The 23,001-nt window shown below is 71.2% G+C and carries 25 protein-coding genes and 1 pseudogene; 13 read left to right on the plus strand and 13 right to left on the minus strand.

Annotated elements, in window-relative coordinates; all coding sequences use genetic code 11:
- Positions 1-25: 25 nt before the first annotated feature.
- The gene (locus ACIQWG_RS02005) at positions 26-1,105 is read right to left on the minus strand and encodes an NADH:flavin oxidoreductase/NADH oxidase (RefSeq protein ID WP_404089212.1); all 1,080 of its coding nucleotides are present in this window, start codon (positions 1,103-1,105) and stop codon (positions 26-28) included.
- 149 nt (positions 1,106-1,254) lie between these two features.
- On the opposite strand from ACIQWG_RS02005, the gene ACIQWG_RS02010 reads away from it, so the two are divergent.
- Positions 1,255-1,608, plus strand: a complete 354-nt coding sequence (locus ACIQWG_RS02010) for an ArsR/SmtB family transcription factor (protein WP_404089213.1) — start codon at positions 1,255-1,257, stop codon at positions 1,606-1,608.
- Between the two features lie 33 nt (positions 1,609-1,641).
- On the opposite strand, the gene ACIQWG_RS02015 is transcribed toward ACIQWG_RS02010, so the two are convergent.
- Complete coding sequence (locus ACIQWG_RS02015) at positions 1,642-2,985, minus strand: FAD-dependent oxidoreductase (RefSeq protein WP_404089214.1); 1,344 nt, start codon at positions 2,983-2,985, stop codon at positions 1,642-1,644.
- Positions 2,986-3,184: 199 nt separating this feature from the next.
- Between ACIQWG_RS02015 and ACIQWG_RS02020 the strand changes: the two genes are divergently transcribed.
- On the plus strand, positions 3,185-3,661 hold the full coding sequence (locus tag ACIQWG_RS02020; protein WP_404089215.1) for a DUF6214 family protein: 477 nt from the start codon (positions 3,185-3,187) through the stop codon (positions 3,659-3,661).
- 27 nt (positions 3,662-3,688) lie between these two features.
- Here ACIQWG_RS02020 and ACIQWG_RS02025 read toward each other — a convergent pair whose 3' ends face one another.
- The gene (locus ACIQWG_RS02025; protein ID WP_404089217.1) at positions 3,689-4,372 is read right to left on the minus strand and encodes a DUF305 domain-containing protein; all 684 of its coding nucleotides are present in this window, start codon (positions 4,370-4,372) and stop codon (positions 3,689-3,691) included.
- 24 nt (positions 4,373-4,396) lie between these two features.
- Here ACIQWG_RS02025 and ACIQWG_RS02030 point away from each other — a divergent pair, with 24 nt between their 5' ends.
- Positions 4,397-5,929 carry an LVIVD repeat-containing protein gene (locus tag ACIQWG_RS02030; protein WP_404089218.1) on the plus strand — a complete coding sequence of 511 codons (1,533 nt, stop codon included), beginning with the start codon at positions 4,397-4,399 and terminating at the stop codon, positions 5,927-5,929.
- On the opposite strand, the gene ACIQWG_RS02035 is transcribed toward ACIQWG_RS02030, so the two are convergent.
- From ACIQWG_RS02035 to ACIQWG_RS02050, 4 genes are all read right to left on the minus strand, one after another.
- Complete coding sequence (locus tag ACIQWG_RS02035) at positions 5,917-6,603, minus strand: TetR/AcrR family transcriptional regulator (protein ID WP_404089220.1); 687 nt, start codon at positions 6,601-6,603, stop codon at positions 5,917-5,919. The two genes, ACIQWG_RS02030 and ACIQWG_RS02035, sit on opposite strands and share 13 nt — an antisense overlap.
- A gap of 151 nt (positions 6,604-6,754) precedes the next feature.
- A complete protein-coding gene (locus ACIQWG_RS02040; protein WP_404089222.1) occupies positions 6,755-7,489 on the minus strand; it encodes an HAD family hydrolase in 735 nt (244 codons plus the stop codon).
- A 157-nt stretch (positions 7,490-7,646) separates the two neighbouring features.
- Entirely contained in the window at positions 7,647-8,318 is a 672-nt protein-coding gene (locus ACIQWG_RS02045; protein ID WP_404089224.1) for a phosphatase PAP2 family protein, read from the minus strand.
- 181 nt (positions 8,319-8,499) lie between these two features.
- Positions 8,500-9,039 carry a DUF5134 domain-containing protein gene (locus ACIQWG_RS02050; RefSeq protein WP_404089226.1) on the minus strand — a complete coding sequence of 180 codons (540 nt, stop codon included), beginning with the start codon at positions 9,037-9,039 and terminating at the stop codon, positions 8,500-8,502.
- Positions 9,040-9,245: 206 nt separating this feature from the next.
- Here ACIQWG_RS02050 and ACIQWG_RS02055 point away from each other — a divergent pair, with 206 nt between their 5' ends.
- Entirely contained in the window at positions 9,246-10,655 is a 1,410-nt protein-coding gene (locus ACIQWG_RS02055; RefSeq protein ID WP_404089228.1) for an FUSC family protein, read from the plus strand.
- Positions 10,652-11,188, plus strand: a complete 537-nt coding sequence (locus ACIQWG_RS02060; RefSeq protein WP_404089230.1) for a MarR family winged helix-turn-helix transcriptional regulator — start codon at positions 10,652-10,654, stop codon at positions 11,186-11,188. The genes ACIQWG_RS02055 and ACIQWG_RS02060 overlap by 4 nt, the downstream gene beginning before the upstream one ends.
- A 20-nt stretch (positions 11,189-11,208) precedes the next feature.
- Here ACIQWG_RS02060 and ACIQWG_RS02065 read toward each other — a convergent pair whose 3' ends face one another.
- Both ACIQWG_RS02065 and ACIQWG_RS02070 read right to left on the minus strand, forming a co-directional pair.
- Positions 11,209-11,973 (minus strand): VOC family protein, encoded by a 765-nt coding sequence (locus tag ACIQWG_RS02065; RefSeq protein WP_404089232.1) that lies wholly within the window; start codon positions 11,971-11,973, stop codon positions 11,209-11,211.
- Between the two features lie 631 nt (positions 11,974-12,604).
- Positions 12,605-12,997, minus strand: coding sequence for a VOC family protein (locus ACIQWG_RS02070; RefSeq protein WP_404089234.1), 393 nt, complete (start codon positions 12,995-12,997; stop codon positions 12,605-12,607).
- A gap of 70 nt (positions 12,998-13,067) precedes the next feature.
- On the opposite strand from ACIQWG_RS02070, the gene ACIQWG_RS02075 reads away from it, so the two are divergent.
- On the plus strand, positions 13,068-13,619 hold the full coding sequence (locus ACIQWG_RS02075; protein WP_404089236.1) for a GNAT family N-acetyltransferase: 552 nt from the start codon (positions 13,068-13,070) through the stop codon (positions 13,617-13,619).
- 18 nt (positions 13,620-13,637) lie between these two features.
- On the opposite strand, the gene ACIQWG_RS02080 is transcribed toward ACIQWG_RS02075, so the two are convergent.
- Positions 13,638-14,321: a glycerophosphodiester phosphodiesterase gene (locus tag ACIQWG_RS02080; protein ID WP_404089237.1), complete on the minus strand. Its 684-nt coding sequence runs from the start codon at positions 14,319-14,321 to the stop codon at positions 13,638-13,640.
- A 390-nt stretch (positions 14,322-14,711) separates the two neighbouring features.
- On the opposite strand from ACIQWG_RS02080, the gene ACIQWG_RS02085 reads away from it, so the two are divergent.
- From ACIQWG_RS02085 to ACIQWG_RS02095, 3 genes are read left to right on the plus strand one after another with little or no spacing between them, the layout of a single operon-like run.
- Positions 14,712-16,109, plus strand: coding sequence for a DUF6421 family protein (locus tag ACIQWG_RS02085; protein ID WP_404089239.1), 1,398 nt, complete (start codon positions 14,712-14,714; stop codon positions 16,107-16,109).
- Between the two features lie 44 nt (positions 16,110-16,153).
- Positions 16,154-16,903 carry an SDR family NAD(P)-dependent oxidoreductase gene (locus ACIQWG_RS02090; RefSeq protein ID WP_404090762.1) on the plus strand — a complete coding sequence of 250 codons (750 nt, stop codon included), beginning with the start codon at positions 16,154-16,156 and terminating at the stop codon, positions 16,901-16,903.
- The gene (locus ACIQWG_RS02095; protein ID WP_404089241.1) at positions 16,900-17,970 is read left to right on the plus strand and encodes a threonine aldolase family protein; all 1,071 of its coding nucleotides are present in this window, start codon (positions 16,900-16,902) and stop codon (positions 17,968-17,970) included. Before ACIQWG_RS02090 ends, ACIQWG_RS02095 begins: the two co-directional genes overlap by 4 nt.
- 13 nt (positions 17,971-17,983) lie before the next feature.
- Here ACIQWG_RS02095 and ACIQWG_RS02100 read toward each other — a convergent pair whose 3' ends face one another.
- Positions 17,984-19,333, minus strand: a complete 1,350-nt coding sequence (locus ACIQWG_RS02100) for a hypothetical protein (RefSeq protein ID WP_404089243.1) — start codon at positions 19,331-19,333, stop codon at positions 17,984-17,986.
- A gap of 137 nt (positions 19,334-19,470) precedes the next feature.
- Between ACIQWG_RS02100 and ACIQWG_RS02105 the strand changes: the two are divergent.
- Positions 19,471-19,611: pseudogene (locus ACIQWG_RS02105) on the plus strand (transglutaminase); the annotation flags it as partial.
- A complete protein-coding gene (locus tag ACIQWG_RS02110; protein ID WP_404089244.1) occupies positions 19,608-20,303 on the plus strand; it encodes a B3/4 domain-containing protein in 696 nt (231 codons plus the stop codon). The pseudogene ACIQWG_RS02105 and the gene ACIQWG_RS02110, both read left to right, overlap by 4 nt.
- 12 nt (positions 20,304-20,315) lie before the next feature.
- Here ACIQWG_RS02110 and ACIQWG_RS02115 read toward each other — a convergent pair whose 3' ends face one another.
- Positions 20,316-21,044: a lysophospholipid acyltransferase family protein gene (locus ACIQWG_RS02115; RefSeq protein WP_404089246.1), complete on the minus strand. Its 729-nt coding sequence runs from the start codon at positions 21,042-21,044 to the stop codon at positions 20,316-20,318.
- Between the two features lie 186 nt (positions 21,045-21,230).
- Positions 21,231-21,647 carry a DUF4395 domain-containing protein gene (locus tag ACIQWG_RS02120; protein ID WP_404089248.1) on the minus strand — a complete coding sequence of 139 codons (417 nt, stop codon included), beginning with the start codon at positions 21,645-21,647 and terminating at the stop codon, positions 21,231-21,233.
- A gap of 76 nt (positions 21,648-21,723) precedes the next feature.
- On the opposite strand from ACIQWG_RS02120, the gene ACIQWG_RS02125 reads away from it, so the two are divergent.
- Both ACIQWG_RS02125 and ACIQWG_RS02130 read left to right on the plus strand, forming a co-directional pair.
- A complete protein-coding gene (locus tag ACIQWG_RS02125) occupies positions 21,724-22,137 on the plus strand; it encodes a thioredoxin family protein (RefSeq protein WP_404090765.1) in 414 nt (137 codons plus the stop codon).
- Between the two features lie 209 nt (positions 22,138-22,346).
- On the plus strand, positions 22,347-22,856 hold the full coding sequence (locus tag ACIQWG_RS02130) for a flavin reductase family protein (protein WP_404089250.1): 510 nt from the start codon (positions 22,347-22,349) through the stop codon (positions 22,854-22,856).
- Positions 22,857-23,001 lie beyond the last annotated feature (145 nt).

The following is a 23,001-nucleotide window of genomic DNA, read 5'->3' on the forward strand; positions in this document are numbered from 1 at the left end:
GGTGACGGCCCGCCCGGCCGGGTGGTCAGACCGACCGGTGGTACTGGTGCGGCACATGCACGTCCGCACCCAGCTCCCGTGCCGCGTGCCGCGCCCAGGACGGGTTGCGCAGGAGTTCACGGCCGAGCAGCACGGCGTCCGCCTCGCCGTTCGCGATGATCTTCTCGGCCTGTTCGGCCTCGGTGATCAGGCCCACCGCGGCGACGGCCAGCGAGGTCTCGGCCTTCACCCGCGCGGCGAACGGCACCTGGTAGCCGGGACCGACCGGGATGCGGGCACCGGAGGCGTTGCCGCCGGTGGAGACGTCCAGCAGGTCGATGCCATGGGCCTTGAGGTCGGCGGCGAAACGGACGGTGTCGTCGGCGCTCCAGCCGCCCTCCTCCAGCCAGTCCGTCGCCGAGATACGGAAGAACAGCGGCTTGCCCTGCGGCCAGACCTCCCGTACGGCGTCCACGACCTGGAGGGCGAAGCGGGTGCGGTTCTCGTACGAGCCGCCGTACTCGTCGGTGCGGTGGTTGGAGTACGGCGAGAGGAACTCGTTGATCAGGTAGCCGTGGGCGCCATGGATCTCGGCGACCTCGAACCCGGCGGCGAGGGCGCGGCGCGCGGCGTCCGCGAACTGCCCCACGATCTCCTGGATCCCGGCGACCGTCAGCTCGGTCGGCACCGGGTGCCCGTCGGCGAACGCGATCGGGCTCGGCGCCACCGGCTGCCATCCGTGCGCGTCCGGCCCCACCGGCGCACCGCCGGTCCAGGGCCGGTCGGTCGACGCCTTGCGGCCGGCGTGGGCCAGCTGGATGCCCGGGACCGTGCCCTGCGACTGGAGGAAACGCGTGATCCGGCGGAACGCCTCGACCTGCGTGTCGTTCCAGATGCCCAGGTCGTACGGCGAGATCCGGCCCTCGGGGCTGACTCCCGTGGCCTCGACGACGATCAGCCCCGTGCCGCCGGCCGCGCGGGCGGCGTAGTGCGCGAAGTGCCAGTCGTCGGGGACGCCCGCCGCGGGGCCGTCGGGGGCGGCCGAGTACTGGCACATCGGGGGCATCCACACCCGGTTCGGGATCGTCACATCGCGCAGGGTGCAGGGCTCGAAGAGCGCGCTCACGGCGGACTCCATTCGTCACGGGACCGGTGGTCGACTCGTACGATAGGCATCGTAGTACGGGAAGTGTCAAACTACGAGAGGTCTCGTACAATGAGGGAATCCGATCACGGGTGACCCCGAGCGGGGGACCCCGACGAAGTGGAGCCGCCGTGACCAGCCCCGCTGTCAGCAGCAGAGACCTCCCGCACCCGACCCTGGAGGAGATCCGTCTGGAGGGCGTCCTGCACGCGCTGTCCGACCCGCTGCGGCTCCAGATCGTGCGGGATCTGGCCGCGGTCGACGACGAGCTCTCCTGTTCGTACTTCGACCTGCCCGTCACCAAGTCCACCACCACGCACCACTTCCGGGTGCTGCGGGAGAGCGGTGTGATCCAGCAGGTCTACCGGGGTACGGCCAAGATGAACGGCCTGCGCAAGGACGATCTGGACGGGCTCTTCCCGGGACTTCTCGACGCCCTCCTCGATGCCGCCGCGCGGCAGGCCGGACGTCTGGGCGGCGCCTGAATCGGCGTCGCCCGACGCTGAACTCCCCTGCGCCTAAGGTGCGTTGTCGTGAGCGGCGGCCATGAGCGACTGCCAGTCGGGGAGCTTCACGATCCCGCGGCCGAGCGAGGCCCCGAGCGCCGCCTCGGCCCGTTCGATCGCCTGCCAGCCCGCCCACTCCACGGGTTCGGCGCCCTCGGCGCGCAGAGCCGTGAGCGGCTCCTCGGGCACGTCCTTCCGGGCGAGCGCGTCGGAGTCCTCCAACAGCGAGGTCACGGTCTCCTTCGCGCACGGCCGGTTGGTGCCGATGACACCGGTCGGACCCCGCTTGATCCAGCCCGCCACGTACTCGCCCGGCGCCACCAGGCCCTCGCGCAGCACCCGGCCCGCGAGATGCGGCACCGTGCCCGCCGCCGGGTCGAACGGCAGCCCCTCCAGCGGTACTCCGCGATAGCCCACCGAACGCAGCACCAACTGGGCCTCCAGGTCCTCGTACCGACCGGTGCCCGTCACCCCGCCCCGCCCGTCGGGCGCCGTCCGTTCGAAGCGCACCGCGCCCACGCGCCCGGCGTCGGCGAGGAGTTCGACGGGGCGCAGGAAGAAGCGCAGCCCGATACGGTGCCGGGCGCGCGGCCCCGTGGACTGCGCCCAGCCGCGCAGCACCTCCACGTTCCGGCGCTGCGGCGCGGGCAGGGCGGAGGGGTCGGCGTAGGCCGGGTCCATCGCCAACTCCGCCGGATCCACCGTCACTTCGGTGTCCGGCAGCGTGCCCAGCTCCCGTAGCTCCTTGGTGGTGAAGCGGGCCTGCGAGGGACCGCGCCGGCCCACCATCGTCACCTCCGCGACGCGGCTCGCGGCGAGCGCGGTGAGCGCCGCCTGGGGCATGTCAGTGGGGCTCAGTTCGGCCGTGCCCCGGGCCAGCATCCGCGCGACGTCCACGGCGACGTTCCCGACCCCGATCACCACCGCCGAGCGCGCGCCGGCCACGAACCCGTCGTCGACGGCGTCCGGATGGGCGCTGTACCAGGACACGAACTCGGTCGCCGACCAGCTGCCCGGCAGGTCCTCGCCGGGAATCCCCAGGTGCCGGTCGGTGGCGGCGCCCACGCAGTACACCACCGCGTGGTACATCTCGCGCAGCCGGGCGGCCGGAACCCCGTCGGGGCCGATCTGGACGCCGCCGAGGAACCGCACCCGCTCGTGCTCCAGGACCGTGCGCAGATTGTTCTGGAGGGACTTGATCTTCTCGTGGTCGGGGGCGACGCCGTACCGCACCAGTCCGTACGGGCACGGCAACCGGTCCAGGACGTCGACCTTCACGTCGGGGTCCTGCTGTACGAGACTCTGGGCGGTGTAGCACCCGCTGGGCCCGGAGCCGACGACGGCGACATGCAGCACGGCGGAACTCCTTGTCCGGAGATCGTCAGGAGTCGCTCTCGACTCCAGCATCGCACCACCGCCGCTCCGCTGACAGGGTGCTGTGCGCCGCGCGGGGTGCGTGTTCGGTTCGTATGGAATGTGATCATGCGGTTACGTTGCGTGTGTGCTGGAAGCATCCTTTCTTAATCTTTCCGATCGCTCCGCGACCGACGGTGCCGTGTCGGTGTGGCCCGCGTGGCAGGTGCGGGACGGTGGCGGGGCGACGGCGTGGTTCGACGTCCGGCTGGAGTTCGGTGACGGCGCCCGAGTCGAGGCGCTCGCCGTCGTCGCCCGGGGGTGTGTCTCCATCGAGGGCGTACGGGCCGAGCCCGCGCTGTCCCTCGACGACCTCGCGGCGCTCGCCGACTGGATCGAGGATCCGCTCTCCCGGGCCTGCGGGATCGGGAACGGAGCGGACGGCGAGGCCGGCGACGACGGCGGTACGGCCGGGGAGGGCGGGGTGCGGCCCCTCTGGCCGCGGGGCGTCGAGGGGTACTGGCTGATCGCGCAGAAGTACCGCGCCGCCCAGGAGGCGGGCCTCGACCCCGTGCTGGCGGTGATGACGGCGACGGGCCACGGGCGGCGCCGGTCGCTCCGGCTCATCGGTCAGGCGCGCGACGCGGGCTTCCTGACCCCTCGCCGAGCCCGCCGCTGACCCCCCTCGCGGTGTTTCACCCGGCCGTCAGAGCAGGTCCCGCATCCGCGCGATCTCGCTCGCCTGCTGGGCGACGACCTCGTCGGCCATCTCCTCGATCCGGATGTTGTTGCCCTCGCCCTTCACTTCGGTGGCCATGGTGATCGCCCCGTTGTGATGGGTCGTCATCAGCGTGAGGAACAGCTGGTCGAAGGCCTTCCCGCGGGCGGCACGCAACTTCTCCAGCTCGGCCTGCGTCGCCATGCCGGGCATCGACCCGTGCACATGCCCCTCGCTCTTCTCGGCCTTGCCGTGGGACTTGAGCCAGCCCTTCATGGCGGCGATCTCCGGCCCCTGTGCGGCGGCGATCCGCTCGGCGAGCTTCCTCACCTTCACCGACTCGGCGCGGTCCGGGGCGAGTTCGGTCAGCTCCAGCGCCTGGGCGTGGTGCTCGATCATCATGCGCGCGTAGTCGACATCCGCGGAATTGGGGGAGTCGTCCTCGGCGCGCTCTCGCGCGGCCTCCTCGGCGGACAGCACCCGGTTGGACTCGCCGGGCTTGCCGGGCACGATCACCGAAGGCCCGCTCCGTGCGGGCGACTTGGCGCCGGTGTCGGACTCGCAGCCGCCGAGCGCGAGCACGGCCAGAGTGGCCAGCGCAGCGGTAACGATGCGAGCCCCACGGTCACGCGTCTTCGTTACATGTTGATGGCACGCTCTTGATATGCGCATGACTAGGAAGATACTCGGAGGTGCATGAACCGTTCCAGTGCGAATGGAACAAGGGAGAAAACAGTGATCCTGTTCAGCAATCCCCGAACACGGCGCAGACGTCTGGGAGTTGCGACTGCCGCCGTAGGACTCCTGGCCGCGCTGCTCACCGCGCAGCCGGCTGCCGCGACCCCCGACCCCGGGGACGGACCCGTCGCGGAGCAGGAGGTCTCCGAGAGCACCCGGGCCGAGGTCCGCAAGGCTCTGACCGACGGCGAGATACCCGGCCAGGACGAGATCGTCCACTCCGACAACATCGAGCACCTGGCCTTCGTTCCCAAGGACGCGCTCCAGGGCACCAACTCGGACCTGGCCTTCCAGGGCAGATACGCCTTCGCGGGCAACTACGACGGCTTCCGGGTCTTCGACATCAGCAACCCGGCCGCTCCGAAGACGATCGCGCAGGTGCTGTGCCCCGGCTCGCAGAACGACATCTCCGTCTCCGGTGACCTGCTGTTCCTGTCCACCGACTCCTCGCGCAGCGACAGCAGTTGCAACAGCACCACCCAGCCCGCGACCGAGAAGTCCTCCTGGGAGGGCATGAAGGTCTTCGACATCAGCGACAAGCGGAACCCGAAGTACGTCGCCGCGGTCGAGACCGCCTGCGGCTCGCACACCCACACGCTGGTGCCCGAGCGCCGGAACGTGTACGTCTACGTCTCCTCCTACTCACCGAACGCCACCTACCCGGACTGTCGGCCCCCGCACGACGGCATCTCCGTGATCAAGGTGCCGCGCCACGCCCCCCAGAAGGCGGCGGTGGTGGACTTCCCGGTGCTCTTCCCCGGTGAGGGCCCGGACGGCGGCGGCAACCCGGGCGCGCCCGGCGTCAGCAAGACCACGGGCTGCCACGACATCACGGTGCTGCCCTCGAAGGACCTGGCCGCGGGTGCCTGCATGGGCGACGGCATCCTGCTGTCCATCAAGGACCCGGAGCGTCCGAAGGTCATCGACCAGGTCCAGGACAACGTGAACTTCGCGTTCTGGCACTCGGCGACCTTCAACCAGAAGGCGAACAAGGTCGTCTTCACCGACGAGCTGGGCGGCGGCGGCGCGGCCACCTGCAACGCCGAGATCGGCCCGAACCGCGGTGCCGACGGCATCTACGACATCGTCGGCAAGGGCGACAAGCGCAAGCTGGTCTTCCGCAGCTACTTCAAGATCCCCCGCCACCAGGCGGACACCGAGAACTGCGTCGCCCACAACGGCTCGCTGATCCCGGTCAAGGGCCGGGACATCATGGTCCAGGGCTGGTACCAGGGCGGTATCTCCGTCTGGGACTTCACCGACTCCGAACGCCCCAAGGAGATCGCCTACTTCGACCGTGGTCCGCTGGCCACGGACACGCTCAGGTCGGGCGGCTCGTGGTCGGCGTACTACTACAACGGCTACATCTACTCGAACGAGCTCGCGCGAGGCTTCGACGTCCTGAAGCTGAACGACCGGCGCACGGCGCCGGCGCGCTGGGTTCAGCTGCGCGAACTCAACGTCCAGACACAGCCGGACTACTTCGACTGATCGTCCGGGCGGCCGGGTGGGGACCCGGTCGCGAAGAACCGTGACAGATCCGTGTCGCACGTCCCGTCGGGCGGGGTTCCCGCGTCCGACGGGATCCCCATCTCCCGGTCCAGCCGGTACCGCTTGAACAGCTCCTCCCGCAGCACCGGCACCGGCATCGGCGCCCCGGGCACCAGCGCCGCGTAGACCGCGCCCATGAGCAGGGCGCGCAGCATCGGATAGTCGGCGTCGACGTCCGGTGAGCCGTGCCGCGCGCAGGTGTCGCGGAGCAGCTCGGCCAGCCGCCGCTGCTCCGGGCACTGCACGAACCCCTCGGCCTGGAGGATCCCCGCCATGTGCTGGCGCATCAGTACGGGCCGGTCCCGGGCCAGGCCCAGGATGGCGTCGATCGCCCTGGCCATCCGCTCCCGGCCGTCCTCGGTGCGCGGCTCGCGCTCCAGCGCCTCCTCCAGCGTGCCGTGCATCAGCCGGTGCACGGCCGACTGCACCAGCTGGCGCTTGCCGGGGAAGTAGTACGACACCAGTCCGCGCGCCGAACCCGCCCGGTCCGCGATGTCGCCGAGCGTGGTGGCGTCGTAGCCGCGCTCGCCGACCAGTTCCACCGCGGCCTGCAAAAGCCGCTCTCGGGAGCGCCGCCGCAGCTCTTCATTGACCGAGGCGCTGCGCGGGGACATGCTGTAACTCCTGCGTTGACTGGCTACCAGCCAACTATACTCAGGGCGTGCGGCCCGGCCTCGATACGGCCTGGCCGAGGTTGCCGCCTGTCCCGGGCGACGCGGGGGATCGTCCGGGGCGGGCTCGACCGCCCCGGATGGTGGCCGGAGGCTACTTCTTCGCGGCTCGCGCGTCGTGGCCGTCGGCCGAAAGTCCCGCGCCCACCAGATCCAGCACCGGCCGCAGCGCGTCCGGCCGCTCCGCCGCCGGCAGATGGTCCACGAAGTGCACCGCACAGCCCAGGGCCGCCGCACCGCCGTCCGCGCGCCGGTTGTCGCCGACCATGACCACGTCCCGCGGATCCGCGTCGAGCGCCTCGCAGGCGGCCGCGAACAGCCGGGGGTCGGGCTTCTGGATGCCGTGCTCGTACGACAGGACGTAGATGTCCACGTACGGGTCGAGACCGTGCTCCCTGAACACCGGACGCAGATCCCAGCCGATGTTGCTGACGACCCCGATGCCGACGCCCCGCTCGCGCAGGGTCCGCAGCACTTCAGGGGCGTCCGGGTACGGCGTCCACGCCGTCGGCGCCATGTGGCGGTCGTAGAGCATGTCGTGCAACCGCTCGTCGGGCAGCTGCACATGCCGCGAGAGGCCGGTGTACGCCGCCCGGTGCAGCTCCGTGCTCTTGTCGCGCACTCCCCAGACACTCGCGACACTCTCCGGCAGCCACGAGGGGTCGACGCCGCCCGGCAGTGCGCCCATCGCCTCCAGCGCCTGCGCGGCCTCGATCAACTCGGCCTCGGCGAGCTCCACTTGGGCCTCGGTGAGCGCTCCGCGCAGCCAGGACTCGGTGGACTCGACACGGAAGAGGGTTCCGGAGAAATCGAACAGAACTGCGGTCATGAAGGGATCCTACGGGGCCACGTTCCGCCGCGCGGGAAGATCGCCGCTACAGAACACACACACGAAATCCGCGCTCACGCGGGTGGCCGACGGCGGCCCGCGCCGTCGACCGGTACGGCGACCGAAACCTCTCGGCCGTAGCGGCGCCCGGGCGGGTTCACCCCCGCCACCGCGTGTGCGCCCCCACCGCCAGCACCACGACGAGCGCGCCCAGCAGCCAGCCGCCGACGACATCCGTGGCCCAGTGGACGCCCAGCCACACCCGGGTCAGGCCGACGCCGGCCACGGAGAGCACGGCCACCGCCACGGCCGTACGCCACAGGGTGCGTTCGGCGCCGTAGCGGTGCAGGAGCCACAGCAGCAGGCCGCTGACGACCACGGCTGTCATCGCGTGGCCGGAGGGGTAGGCGGCGTAGTGGGCGGTGTCGACGGGGTCGGACCAGGCGGGGCGGGGGCGGTCGACCAGGGCCTTCAGACACTGCTGGACCGCCGTGGCGAGCGCGCAGGTGGCCACCAGCCATACCGCGGTCCAGCGCGCGGATCTGCGCCACACCAGCCAGATCGCGACCGCCAGGGTCAGGATGCGCAGGGTCCACGGATCCCAGACCCAGTCCGTCAGGATGCGGAACGCCTCCGTGATGCCGTCCTCGGTGACCGCCCAGCGGTGCGTGGTGTCCGCGATGGAGTCGTCGAGGCTCATCAGCGGGTACCAGCGGACCGCGACCAGGGCGACCAGCAGCGCGGAGCACAGCGTGAGGGCACCGGCCCAGCGGGAGACTCTGCGCTCGGCCGGTGGGCGGGGCGGGGACTCGACGGACTGGGTGTGCATACTGCGATCCTCGCCGACCGATGGGGCGGGAGGCCAACGCGGGGGTTGGATTTGCGACGCCCGCCACTCGAGAGGCGGTGCGTCGCCCAAGCGGCGCGACCACCCGGAGGCCATCCGGGTACCCCGCTGTCGCACACTCGAAAGCCCGCCCGGGCTCTACTCCCGGACGGGGCAGGCCTCTTCAGAGCGTCAGCAGCATGGCCACCATGGCGATCCCCATGGACAGCCGGCAGGCCCGCGACAGTTCCGGTCGGTCCCCCCACGCGGTGCCGGCGCCCGCGGCGGCGACGGGCACCAGCCGGACGCCGGACAGCAGCACGTACCCCGTGAAGTAGGCGAGCAGCGCGCCCGTCACGAGCGGGATGCCGGAGCCGCCGTGCCCGCCCTGGTGGCCGGGCGAGGCGGCCATCGCGAGCGACATGTAGACCATGGCCGAGGCGCCCACCAGGTGATGCAGATGGCGGGTCCCCGTCCGGGCCGACCACAGCGCGTGCAGGGCGGCCGCGCCGAACACCGCCACATAGCCGGGCCAGGCCCACGACGGCGGCGTGAACACCGCGGCGGGCACCGCCATCGCCGCCATGCCGAAGCCCATCAGCGCCTCACCGCCCGCGGTACGGCGCTGCTCCTCGACGTGGCTGCGCATCCGCAGCAGACAGTAGGCACCGGTCGCCGCACACACCGCGACCAGCAGCCAGCCGGGCGAAGCCGGTCCGTGCACGCGCACCTCCCCGCTCGACGGTCGCGGACAGTGCGTCGATGCCCCGGCCGTGCGGCGCGCAAGCGAGCGCAAGGGTGTACGCGGGGAGCACTCGACGGAGCACGGCAGGTCAGGGCATGGACGGGGCCACCGGTTCCGGACCGCCGTCCGAGGTGAGCACCAGGCCGATGTGCTTCACGAGTAAAACACTTGTTAAGGTGATGGGTATGAGCAGTCGTCTTCCGCTCCTCGGAGTGCTGCGCCTCGGCCGCCCCTCCGACATCTGGTTCAAGCCCGCCCTCAGCGTGGTCGCCGCCGTGGCACCGCCCAACCTCACCCTGCTGGCGCTCGGCCGGCTGGACCTGGCGATGTACACCATGGCCGGATCCCTGTGCGCCCTCTACGCCCACAATCGGCCCTACGCCACCCGGGCCCGCGTGCTGGCGTGGGTGGTGCTCGGCATGCTCGCCGGCCTCGGCGCCGCCCTGGTCGCGGCCTCGCTCACCCGCGATGCCGTCGTACTGGTCACCGTCGGCGCGGTACTGGCCGCCGTCCAGAAGGTGCTGTGCGACGCCACCCGGATCGGCCCGCCCGGCAATGTGGTCCTCACCTTCATCAGCTCCGCCGCCCTGTTCGCCCCGCAGTCCCTCGGTCAGATCCCCGGCCACCTCGCCCTGGCCGCAGCGGCCGGCGCCTGGGCCTGGCTGGTCGGCATGGCACCCGGCCTGCTGCGACCGCACGGCCCGGAGCGCCGGGCGACCGCCGCAGCCCTGGACGCGGCCGCCGCGCACGCCGAGACCGCGGACCGGGACGCCGCCCAGGCCCACACCGCCGTACGGGCCGCCCGGCAGGCCCTGCGCTCGGCGGGCAGCCCCTCCGAGGCCCGCCGCGCCCTCGAACGCCTCGTCGTGCAGGCCGAGGTCGCCCTCGCCGCCCCGGCCGACGCCGACCCGGCACTGCTGCGCGCCTGGGCCCGCCAGGTACGCGGCAACCGGCCCGTACCCGACGTCGACGACCTCCCCGGCATCGACACCGAACGCACCGCGCACCCTGAGTCGTGGCGGCACCGCCTCCGCCCCCTGGCCCCGCTCGCCGTGCGCACCGCGCTCGGCTGCGCCCTCGCCGGCTACGCCTCCCTCGCCCTGGGGGTCGGCCGCCCCTACTGGGCCCTGGTCACCGCCGCCTCCCTGTACCAGGCCAACCTCACCCTCACCTGGGGGCGCGGTGTCCAGCGCGTCGTCGGCAACCTGCTCGGCGTCCTCCTGTTCGCCGCACTGGTGCCGCTCGCCCACACCGGTGCCGCCGCCCTGGTGCTGTGCTGTCTCGCCCTCAGCTTCGGCGCCGAGGCGCTGATCGGGCGCAACTACTGGCTCGGCAGCGTCTGTGTGACCCCGATGGCCCTGTTGATCACCGAGTTCGCCGGGTTCCAGGAACCCGGACTGCTGATCACCGAGCGGGTCGTGGACACCCTCGTCGGCGCGCTGGTCGGGCTCGTGGCGGCGGTGGCCGTTCCGCACCGGTCGCGGGTCGCGCGTGGCGGGCGGACCGGACCCCGTACGCTCGCGGCTACGGGACGGAGCCGGGAACCGCACCCGGACCAGCGCACAGGCACCACGACGGAGGGCGTACGGCCATGACGGGGACCAGTGGCGGGCCGACCGGGACGAGAGACGACACGGTGGCCGCGGTGGTCCGGCAGTGGCGGACCGTGCACCCCGACCTCGACACCGCCCCCATGGAGATCATCGGCCGGATCAACCGCTGCGCCGCCCTCCTCCAGCAGGCCGAGGACGCCCCGCTGCGCCGCGCGGGTCTCAGCCGCCCCGAGTTCGACCTGCTCGGCGCGCTGCGCCGCACCGGCCACGAACTGACCCCCAGCGAACTCGCCCGCGAGACCTTCTCCTCGGGCGCCGCCGTCACCAAGCGCCTCAAGCAGCTGACCGAGCGCGGCCTGGTCGAGCGCCGAGGCGACACCCGAGACCGCCGCGTCGCCCACCTGCGCCTCACCGACGCGGGGCGGGACCTCGTCGACGGCATCCTGCCGGAGCAACTCGCGTACGAGACGGCCGTACTGTCCGAACTCGACTCCGAGGGGCGCGGTGAACTCGCCACCCTGCTGGGTGAGTTGCTGGGCCGCCTGGAGGGGCGGCTGGGGGCACTGCGCGCCTGAGCCGGACCGCGAGCGGGGCGTCAGCGCTCGTCGGCCGCGCGGTACACACCGAACACCGCACCCTGCGGGTCCCGCAGCACGGCGATGCGCGGACCGTCGGGGACCGACGTCGGCTCCATGAGGACCGTGCCGCCCGCCGCGGTCGCGTCCGCCGCCGTGACGTCCACGTCCACCGCGGCGAAGTACGGCAGCCAGTGCGCGGGCACCTCGTGCGGGAACTTGTCGTCCATCGTCAGCATGCCGCCGAAGTCGGCGCCTTCGATGCCCCACTGCGTGTAGTGCTCCGAAGCGTTGACGGTCCAGCCGAACAGCGTCGTGTAGAACTCCACCGCCCGCTCGGGCGCCCTGGTCAGCAGTTCCACCCAGCCCAGCGCGCCGGGCGCGTTGAGCAGGCCCGCGCCGGGGAACGACCGCGCCTGCCACAGCTGGAACACGGCCCCCGTGGGATCCACCGCGACGGCGAAGCGGCCCACGTCGAACACATCCATGGGGCCGGCCAGCACCGTGCCGCCGGCCTGTGCGACCTGCTCGGCGGCGGCGTCCGCGTCCGCCACCGCGAACGACACGTTCCACGCCACCGGCTGCCCCTCCTGGTACAGCGGGGTCAGCGCGGCCACCGCCGCGTCCCCGAGGTGCGCCACGGTGTAGCCGCCCGCCTCCTGACGCGGATCGGTCTCCGCGCGCCAGCCGAACAAGCCCTCGTAGAACGCCCTGGCCCCGGCCAGATCACTGGTCCCGAGCTCGGTCCAGCAGGGCCCGCCGGTCACCGGCCTGTCGAGCTTCATGGCGCTCCTCCCACGAAGGACACCCCCTCCAGCACGCTAATCCTCGTACTGGGCCGCGGCCATCCGGCGCAGACTTCGGCAGCGAGCCGATCAACCAGCACGTCGTCGCCGTGGTGGGCGGCGTCCCGCCCGGCCGCCGCGCATCTCCTGCGCTACCCGGACGCGTCCGGGACACCGGCTCCCGCGCCCGCCCCACCGACCCGCCGATGAACGCCTGCCCGGCACAGCCGGCCCGCTGGAACGTACGGGCCCCACACACGAGCGGCGAATCCCCGCACCGGCCGTCCACGGTGTGCCGGGCCCCTGGCTGCACCTCCGCGCGGTCTGCGAGCGGGCGGGCTTCCGTCACGTCGGGGACACGGAGGTGATCCTGATCGCGCGGGTGGCGGAGCTACCGGACCGGCAAGTGCGGCAGAGGCTGACCGCACACCGCACCCCGGGGGAGTGCGGCACCCGTTCACGGCCTACGCCGGCGGCCGCGCGTTCGGCTTCGTCGAGGGCGACACGGCCCTGTCCCGGCTCGAACCCACACCCGGCGCGGCGGCCCCGCCGACATCGGCAACCCGCACATCGAGCCGTCGGCGGACGGCAAGGGACCCGCACCGACCGAGGCCGGGAACACCGGCCCGGCCTAGATTCCGGGCCGGTACCGCAGTGGGTGCTCCGCGGGTACCTCCACCAGCACGATCCTTGTGCCGTCCGGATCGGCGATCCACATCTCGATCAGCCCCCAGGGCTCCGTCACCGGCGGCCGCACGATCCCGACGCCCTTCGCGACCAGTTCCTCGTGCGCGGCGGCGACGTCCGGGACCTGCATCCACAGCTGTACGGCCGGGGACGGCGGTGACTCGGAGCGCCCCGAGACCTCCAGGAAGCCCCCGCCGAGAAAGTAGACGGTGCCGCGTTCCGGCCCGGTGCCGAACTCGCGGTAGACGGCAAGGCCGAGTTGCTCGCCGTAGAAGACGCGGGACCGTTCGGGATCGGTGGGGCGGAGCAGGGTCCGGCCGCTCAGTACGTGCACCATGCGGAAGGAGCCTAGTGGCGGGTTACGCTCAGCGGTGCCCGAGCCGCGCCCGAGAGTGGAGAAGCGCCCCATGGACACCGCCGCGAGCCCCGCCGACACCGGACTCACCTTCCGCGACGCCACCGACGCCGACGTGGACACGCTGGTGGCGCTGATCGAGTCCGCCTACCGCGGGGACTCGAGCCGGGCCGGCTGGACCACCGAGGCGGACATCCTCGAAGGGCAGCGGACCGACCCGGACGGCGTGCGCGACGTCATCAAGTCGCCGGACAGCCGGCTGCTCACCGTCGAGCGGGACGGGCAGATCGTCGCCTGCTGCCAGCTCGAACACCGTGGTGCGTACGCCTACTTCGGCATGTTCGCGGTCAGCCCCACCCTCCAGGGCGCCGGACTCGGCAAGGTCATCATCACGGAGGCGGAGCGGCAGGCCCGTGAGACCTGGGGCGTGACCGAGATGCACATGACCGTGATCTCCGTACGGGACGACCTGATCGCCTGGTACGAGCGGCGCGGCTACCGCCGTACGGGCCGGATGACCCCGTTCCCGTACGGCGACGAGCGCTTCGGCATCCCCCAGCGGGACGACCTTCGGTTCGAGCTGCTGGTCAAGGAACTGGTGTGACGTTCATGCGGTGGTCGTTCACGCGGTGAAGCGGCCGGTGCGCTTGATCTCGGGGTAGTCCGTGGTCGCGCCGTCCAGTTCCAGGGCCCGTACGAGACGCAGGTGGTCCTGGGTGTTGACCACCCAGCCGATGATCCTGAGGTCCGCCTTGCGGGCGCGCTCCACGACCTCCAGGCTGAGCCGGCGGATGTTGAGGCAGACCGTGGCCGCGCCGACCTCGACGGCCCGGTCCACGATGTCGGTGCCGAAGCGGCTGGCGATCAGCGCGGTCCGTACCCCGGGCACCAGGCGGGCGATCTCGGCGACGGCGTCGTCGTGGAACGAGGACACCTCGACCCGGGGTGCCAGGTCACGGGCGTTCATCACCTCCGCGAGCGCCCGGGCTGCCGCGACGTCCTTGATCTCGGCCTGGATCGGCGTCCTCACCGCGTCCAGGACCTCCTCGAACACCGGCACGCGCTCACCGCGGCCCGCGTCCAGGGCGCGCAGTTCGGCGAGGGTCTTGTCGGCGATCGCGCCGGTTCCGTCGGTCGTGCGGTCCACGTCGGTGTCGTGCATGACGACGAGTGCGCCGTCCTTGCTCAGGTGGAGATCGAGTTCGATGACGTCGAGGCCCGCCTGCTGGGCGGCGACGAAGGAACGGAGGGTGTTCTCGGGTTCGACACCCATGACTCCGCGATGACCGATGGTAAGGAAGTTCAAGGTTCAACTCGCTTCCGTCGACGGCGGCTCGGCTTCCGCGCGAACCGGAGCGGAATGTTCGCGCGGCAGTGCCGCAGCCTAGTGGCCTGTGCGCGTGATGAACCCCACGTGTACACAGGGTTTGCGGCTATGGACATGTCGTACCTGGTTCACATGGCTTCCGGTGGTCACTCTGGCGTGGGCGAGTCCCCACGGGCATTGACCGAATCCCGTGGGTCGGCCCCACGTCTGCCCACTGGATGCCGGACTAATCGGCCTCGCGGCATCCAACAGGAAAAAGTTCGGTGACCTTGGGCGTGCGCAGGATAATTTCCCGACTCTCCTCTTGCTGGGAGAAACCTCGTATGCATACGGTGTCCTTACGCGAGGTTCTCCCGTGGAGGATGGGACATGACGGAAATACTTGTGCAGGCGGCGATGGAGGAGCAGGTTCCTCCCATGACCAGGGTGGTTGAGCACCCGGCATGGCCGGTGCTCAAGGTTGCCGTGGAGCAGATCCGGCCATGGCAGTCCAAGGACGGGTCGATCGACTTCGCGGCCGAGGGCGCGCCCTCCCGCGCGGACGCCGAGGCCGCCGTCCGGCGTGTCGTCGAGGCCGTGGGTGAGCTGTCCCCGCTGCTGCCGCACGACGCCGCCTACCACGAGGCCCTCGTGAAGGACCTGAACCGCTGGGCCGAGGGCGGCTTCGAGGTGCCCGACTTCCTCGACTCGCTGCTGGCCTTCCAGCCCGCCGCGAGCCGCGCCGACGGCCTCCAGCACCTGGTCGTCTTCGCGATGTACACGCAGAACGGCAACCCCGACCGCAACCTGGAGGCCGTCGTCCTGCGCATGGTCTGGCCGGACTGGCTGGCCGAGCTGGAGCGCACCCGCTACGACAACCCGCTGTTCTGCGGCATCACCTTCGAGGACTTCACGGCCGGGTACGACACCAACTCCGCCGTCCTGTTCCCGGAGACCATCGCCGTGCGCCAGGCGCCCGAGCGCTTCAGCTGGGGCGGCATCTTCTGCGACCGCGAGGCCGCCCGCTTCCGCCGTGTCACCGACGCCGCCGTCGACATCCTGGGCCTCGACCTGCCCGAGGACATCGCCGCGATGGTCCACGACCAGAAGCGCTGCGAGGAGGCCTTCGTGCTGTGGGACATGGTCCACGACCGCACCCACAGCCACGGCGACCTGCCGTTCGACCCGTTCATGATCAAGCAGCGCCAGCCGTTCTGGATGTACGGCCTCGAAGAGCTGCGCTGCGACCTCACCGCCTTCAAGGAGGCCGTGAAGCTCCAGGCCGACGGCGTCCCGCAGGCCCGTGACGTGCAGTACGCCGTGCTGTTCGACCGCATGTTCCGCTTCCCGGTCACCGGCGAGCGCGTGCGCAACTACGACGGCCTCGGCGGCCAGCTGCTCTTCGCCTACCTCCACAAGCACGACGTCGTCCGCTGGACCGACAACAAGCTGCACATCGACTGGGACCGTGCCCCGCAGGTCACCAACCAGCTGTGCGCCGACATCGAGATGCTCTACCGCGACGGCATCGACCGCCCCAAGCTCGTGCACTGGTTCGCCGGCTACGAGCTCGTCTCCACCTACCTCGCCCCGCACCCGGGCTCCAAGTGGGCCAAGGGTCCCGACGCCCTCGACCTGACCCAGCCGCCGCGCAAGCTCGTCGATGACGTGCTTCCGGACGAGTTTCCGCTGAGCATGTTCTATGAGGCCCTTTCCAAGAAGCTGAAGAACGTGATCGCCTCGACCAAGGGCATCACGGCGGAGAGCGCCGAGCGAGTCGCCGCGTGAGCGACCGCGGCACCGAGAACGAAGCTCAGCAGGAGGCGAAGAACATGGCGGGGAACGGAGCTCTCAGCGGTGCGGTGATCGCGGTGGCCGGCGCGGGTGGACCCGCGGGCCGGGCGGCGCTGCGACGACTGGCCGAGGCCGGCGCGACAGTGGTCGGCGCGGACAACGATCCCGAGCGGCTGGCCGAAGCCGTGGACGCCGCGCGCTACGCCTCCGGCGGCGCGGCGGTCACCGGCGAGACGGTCGACCTGCTCGACCTGGACTCCACGCGGGACTGGGCGCTGCGCACCGAGAAGGAGTTCGGCCGCGTCGACGGCCTGGTCCATCTCGTCGGCGGCTGGCGGGGCAGCGAGACCTTCATCAAGACCAGCCTCGACGACTGGGACTTTTTGGAGCTGCTGCTCATCCGCACCGTGCAGCACACCTCGCTCGCCTTCTTCGAGCCGCTCCAGCGCAGCGACCGGGGACGGTACCTGCTGATCAGCGCCGCCGGCGCCTCGAATCCGACCGCCGGCAACGCCTCGTACGCCGCCGCCAAGGCCGCCGCCGAGGCGTGGACGCTCGCGCTCGCCGACGCTTTCCACAAGGCAGGGGGCGGCGAGGAGCTGACCTCCGCGGCTGCCATCCTGGTGGTGAAGGCGTTGGTGCACGACACGATGCGCGCCGACCGCCCCAACGCGAAGTTCGCGGGCTTCACGGACGTCAAGGACCTGGCCGACGCCGTCGTCGGCGTCTGGGACAAGCCCGCCGCAGAAGTGAACGGAAACCGCCTGTGGCTGACCGAGAAGCCGTGAACCCACCGAAGACCGACGCCCGTCGCCATCACGATCCGGACGTCCGCGGCTTCGCCAGTGACAACTACGCCGGCGCGCACCCCGAGGTGCTCGCCGCCCTGGCGCTGGCCAACGGCGGGCACCAGGTGGCGTACGGCGAGGACGACTACACCGAGAACCTCCAGCGGATCGTCCGCAGCCACTTCGGCGCGAGCGCCGAGGCGTTCCCGGTCTTCAACGGCACCGGCGCCAACGTCGTCGCGCTCCAGGCGGTCACCGACCGCTGGGGCGCGGTGATCTGCGCCGAGAGCGCGCACATCCACGTCGACGAGGGCGGCGCCCCGGAGCGGATGGGCGGCCTCAAACTGCTCACCGTGCCCACCCCCGACGGCAAGCTCACGCCCGAGCTGATCGACCAGCAGGCGTACGGCTGGGACGACGAGCACCGGGCGATGCCGCAGGTCGTCTCGATCACGCAGAGCACCGAACTGGGCACCCTCTACACCCCGGACGAGATCCGCGCGATCTGCGACCACGCCCACGCGCACGGCATGAAGGTGCACCTGGACGGCTCCCGGATAGCCAACGCCGCCGCCTCGCTGAACGTGCCCATGCGGACGTTCACCAACGCGGTCGGCGTCGACATCCTCTCGCTGGGCGGCACCAAGAACGGCGCCCTGTTCGGCGAAGCGGTCGTCGTCCTCAACCAGGACGCCGTCAGCCACATGAAGCACCTGCGCAAGCTGTCGATGCAGCTGGCCTCCAAGATGCGCTTCGTGTCGGTGCAGTTGGAGGCCCTGCTCGCCAAGGACCTGTGGCTGCGCAACGCCCGGCACGCCAATGAGATGGCCCAGCGCCTCGCCGAGGGCGTGCGCGCCGTGCACGGCGTCGAGATCCTCTACCCCGTGCAGGCCAACGGCGTCTTCGCCAAGCTCCCGCACGACGTGAGCGAGCGCCTCCAGAAGAGGTTCCGGTTCTACTTCTGGGACGAGGCGGCGGGTGTCGTGCGCTGGATGTGCGCGTTCGACACGACCGAGGACGACGTGGACGCGTTCGTGGCGGCGCTGAAGGAGGAGATGGCGCGCTAGCGGGCGTCGACCGTCAATTGACCACGATCTGCGCCCGGTTGTTGCGCAGGTTCGGGTCGAACCCGCTGATGGGCAGCTCCGCCTCGTCATCGAGGGTCTCGACGGTGGTGCGTGCTCCGCGCACCACCTCGTCGATCCGCAGCCGCACCTCCATCGCGTAGGACGCCTTGTCGTGGAGGTAGATCGGCGTCCAGCAGAAGTAGGTCGTGACCGACGGCCCCTCCTCGGACGGCGGCAGGCTCCAGCAGTCCTCCGGCGTCTCGACGACCGTCGTGCCCTCGGGAGCCCGGAAGCGCACGACCGCCACGGGCGCGCCCGCACCCAGCGACGCCACCCACGCCGGACCCCGGTTGTGGACGGTGATCCGCGCGGTCACCGTGTCCCCGACCGCCCCGCGCACCCTGCTGCCGGTGAGCTTCAGATCGGCGGTGTTCCTGGCGTCGAGGATGACGATCCGGCCGTTGTCCGACAGATCGAGATCGTCCTCGCCGGCCGCCCGCCGCGCCGGCGCCGGGCGGAGGTCCAGCTCGGCGCCCGTTCCCCGGGTCCATGTCCTGTCGCCGTGCGCCTCTTCGAGGGCCTGGTCCGAGTACGGCAGCACGGAGTGGTCGAACCGCTCGTACAGCGCCTTGCGTCCCACCCGCAGCTCGGTCGTCAGCCCGTACAGCTCACCCGGAGCCACCGCCTCGTCCAGGACGCACACGGCGGACGTCCCGGTGGCGTGCTCCGCGTACTCGCAGTTGGAGTGCCGCTCCCTGAGGCCCAGCCCGTAGGACGCGTTGAGCCACAGCAGGGTGCGCTCCACGGTGCGGTTGCCGTTGTTGCCGACGGTCGCGCTCACCCGGGTGTTCGTGCCCGGCCTGAGGTCGCGCTGGAACTCGGCCTGGCTGAGCCCCAGGTCGGGGCCGTCCCCCAGGGTGACCATGGTCTCCGCGGGGAACGACGTCAGCTCACCCGCGGCCGCGGTGTAGCGCACAGACCCGGACGCGCCGAGGTCGGCGTCCGCGAGCGCGCTCAGGCCGAGCCGAGCGGCGGCGACACCGTCCGTGCCCGCCGGCATCCCCGGGAAGTCGCACACCGCCTTGTCGGCCGACTCGGGTACGCAGTTCGTCGGCCAGGACACGCGCGCGAAGGAGGCGATCTCGCCCGCGTCCACGGTCAGTCGACCGGCCGCGACCTCGGTCTGCGTGTTGTCGTGGGTGACCAGCACCGTGAGAGTGCGCTCGGGCGTGCCGTCCGAGGGCAGCACCGTCGTCGACGGCACGTCGAGCCACAGCTGATCGGACACCGCGTGCACGGGCCCGGTTCCCACCGCGGCCAGGGCGCAGCCGGCGAGCGCGGCCGTGAGCAAGCGAGACTTCATGGATTCCCCCCGGTCGATGACCTGTCCGATGGCGAGACCGGCCAGGTGGGGGAGGGGTTGTGGTCGGGTGCGAGGTTGCGGCGATGACCGGCCATTCTTCCTGCGGTCGGGTAGGCGACCGTCCACGCCTGCGCTTGCCCGACCCGGAGTTCAATGAGATGGACTACCCGGTCCTGTATGCTGCACCGCATCCGTCCGCGCTGAGCGCACTCAGGGCCGCCCCCGACCGGTCGTACCTGTGGAAGACGCTCCCCACCGCACGCCGAGGCAGGCCATGACGTTCTCCCTGACCGTGTCCGACGAGGTGCGCGCCCTCGCACCCGGATTCACCCACGTCGCCGTCGAGGCGCAAGGGCTGGTCAACGGGCCGAGCACGGACGAGAGTTCCGCGCTGCTAGACGACGCGGCCCGGCGGCTCGCCGTACGTCTGGACGGGCGGGCTCCGCACGAGGACCCGCACATGGCGGCGTGGCGGGCGGTCTACACGGCGTTCGGGTCCAAGCCGTCGCGCACCCGCAACTCCGCGGAGGCGCTGGCCAAGAGGGCGCTGTCGGAGGGGGGTCTGCCGCGGATCAACCTGCTGGTGGACGTCTACAACGCGATCAGCGTCGCCCATCTCATCCCCGTGGGCGGCGAGGACATCGACCGTATCGAGGGCGGCATGCGCCTGGTGCGGGCCACCGGCGAGGAGGACTTCGTCACCGTCACCGGCGGTGCCGAGGGCGTCGAGCACCCCGACGCGGGCGAGGTCGTGTGGCGTGACGGGGCGGGCGTGACCTGCCGTCGCTGGAACTGGCGCCAGGGCCCGCGCACCCGGCTCACCGAGGAGACGGTGTCCGGGATCTTCCTGCTGGAGAGCATGGCGCCGATGCCCGTCGCCGACGTCGAGAGCGCGGCGACCGAACTGGCGGGCCTGCTGGAGAAGTTCAGCCCGGGAGCCCGGATCGAAATGCGCCCTCCGGCCTCCTGAGCCGGCCGGGCGTCAGTGCGCCTCGGCCGCGCGGACCTGCTCCGGAGTGGGCGCGGTGCCGCCGAGGTGCGCGGGCATCCACCAGGTGTCGCTCGCGTCCTTCGGGCGGACCGGGTAGGCGCGCTGGGCGGCCTCCAGCAGTTCCTGGACGCGCTCGCGCAGCTGGCGGGTGATGGCGCCCGCGTACTTGTCCCGGGACGCCTCGAGCGCCTCGCCGACGCGGATGGTGATCGGGGTGTGGCTGCGCTTGAAGTTGCGCGGGTGACCCTTGGTCCACAGGCGCTGGGTGCCCCAGACGGCCATCGGGATCAGCGGCACGCCGGCTTCCTGGGCCAGCCGGGCGGCGCCCGACTTGAAGGTCTTCAGCGTGAACGACTGCGAGATCGTGGCCTCCGGGAAGACGCCGACGATCTCGCCCGATCTCAGCGAGTCCAGGGCATGGGCGTAGGCCGCCTCGCCCTGCTTGCGGTCCACGGGGATGTGCTTCATCCCGCGCATCAGCGGACCGGAGATCTTGTGCCGGAAGACGGACTCCTTCGCCATGAAGCGCACCAGACGCTTCTGGGGGAGCGCCGCCAGACCGTTGAAGACGAAGTCCAGATAGCTGATGTGGTTGCTCACCAGCACAGCGCCGCCCGAGCGCGGGATGTTCTCCGACCCCTTGCAGTCGATCTTGAGGTCCCACGCCTTGAACAACGTCTGGGCGAGACCGACGACGGGACGGTAGACAAGCTCTGCCATGGACGGAGTGGGCCCTTCCTTCATCGCCTGGGAAGGAAGCTCCCAGTGAAAGTTACGCAGCCGTAGGTTTACGGCATGTCGCAGATCGTGCCCCAAGAACGGACGAGGGCCAAGCCCAAGTGCCGGGGAACAGCGAGATCCTCGTCACGTCCACCCCGTGATCCACCTCGGTGTTTTCAGTCCCCTTTACCCGGCGCGCGGCGTCACCCGTCGTACGAGAAGGTACATCTCGCACCCCAGGCAGTAGCCGAAGACGGCGTTCAGGAAGGCGGCGGCCAGCGCGGCCCCGGTGGCGGCGAGCCCCAGCCACTCCGGGCCGAGGGCGTACCCGACCAGCCCGAGGCCCGCGAAGACCAGCCCGACCGCCTGTGCGAACCGCGGTGGTTCCGGGGCCTCGAACGTCGTCGGCGGCCCGAGCCGCGGCCGTACCGCCTCACGGAACAGCAGGCCGTAGGGCGACCGGCCCACTCCGCCCGCAGCGCCGAGCGCGAACGCCAGCGTCTGCCAGGCCAGCAGCCAGGCGCTGCCGGTGACCAGAACGACCGCCAGCACCACGGCCGTCACGGCCGCCCCGAAGCGCGGCCCCCTCACGTCGATGTCCATGAATCAAGCATTCCGCAACGGACGGCCGCCGGGGCGCCGGGAATCTTTGCAGTCTCGTGAACGCTTGAGCAGGGTGATGACCGGACTGGTGGTGTGCGTGGCGGTGCTCGCGGCGGCGAGCGTCTACGGAGTGCTGCAACGGCGGCGGAGCGGGAGAGTGCGGGTGCGCGGGCGCGACGAAGGAATGCGGCTCGGGGCGGCCGAGTTGGGCGGGGAGCTGGGCGAGCGCGCCACCCTCGTGCAGTTCTCCAGCGCCTTCTGCGCGCCCTGCCGGGCCACCCGGCGGGTGCTCGGCGAGGTGGCCGGCCTGGTCCCCGGCGTGACCCACGTCGAGATCGACGCGGAGGACCATCTGGACCTCGTGCGCAGGCTCGAGATCCTCAAGACCCCGACTGTGCTGGTCCTGGACGCCGACGGCCGTGTCGTACGCCGGGCCACCGGTCAGCCCCGCAAGGCGGACGTGATCGCGGCTCTGGGGGAAGCGGTCTGAGGGTTCGTGACACGAGGGTGAGTCATCTCCCACATCGCGGGACCTACTTGACTGTGCGCACCACCTATCGTCAGCCTGACCGTATGTGTGAGGAACTCCTTCTCTTCGGACGGGCCCATGTCGACCTGGCCCGCACCGCGAGCGCGTGCTGTCCGGGCTGTTGAGCAACGACGGACCCGGCATCCCTCCCCTCGCAGAAGGACAACTCCATGACGGCCACGTCCGGCCTCGGTACACCCCGGCTCGCCTCACCCGATCTGCTTCGCTCCGTGTTCCGGCGCCATGCCGCCGGAGTGGCCGTGATCACCGCGCGCGGTGAGACGGGCCCGGTCGGCTTCACCGCCACGTCGCTCACCTCCGTCTCCGCCGACCCCCCGATGCTCTCCTTCGGCATCGGCACCGGAGCCTCCAGCTGGCCCGCGGTGGCCGCGACGGACCATGTGGGCGTCCACGTACTGGGCGAGCACCAGCAGGAGCTGGCCGCCACCTTCGCCCGCAGCGGCGCCGACCGCTTCGGCCCGCCCACCGTCTGGCGCGAGGGCCCCGAGGGAGTCCCCCTCCTCGACGACGTCCTGGCGTGGACCGTCTGCCGGGTCACGGCGCGGGTACCGGCCGGCGATCACCGCATCGTGCTGGCCGAGGTCGTCCTGGGCGACCCCGGCGGCCCCGGACGCCCGCTGCTCTACCACCAGGGCCGGTTCAACGGGCTGCGTGACTGAGCTCACCGACCTCATGTGACCGAACCGGCCGCCCACGGTTCTGCGAACGCGTCGGATTCCGATTACGCTGCGTTGCAAAGGTCACAGTTCAAAGCGCTTGCTTAGCGGGAACGAACTGGGTGTACTGACGAGTAATATTTCGCTC

The sequence above is a fragment of the Streptomyces sp. NPDC098781 genome (assembly GCF_044759995.1).
GTDB lineage: Bacteria > Actinomycetota > Actinomycetes > Streptomycetales > Streptomycetaceae > Streptomyces.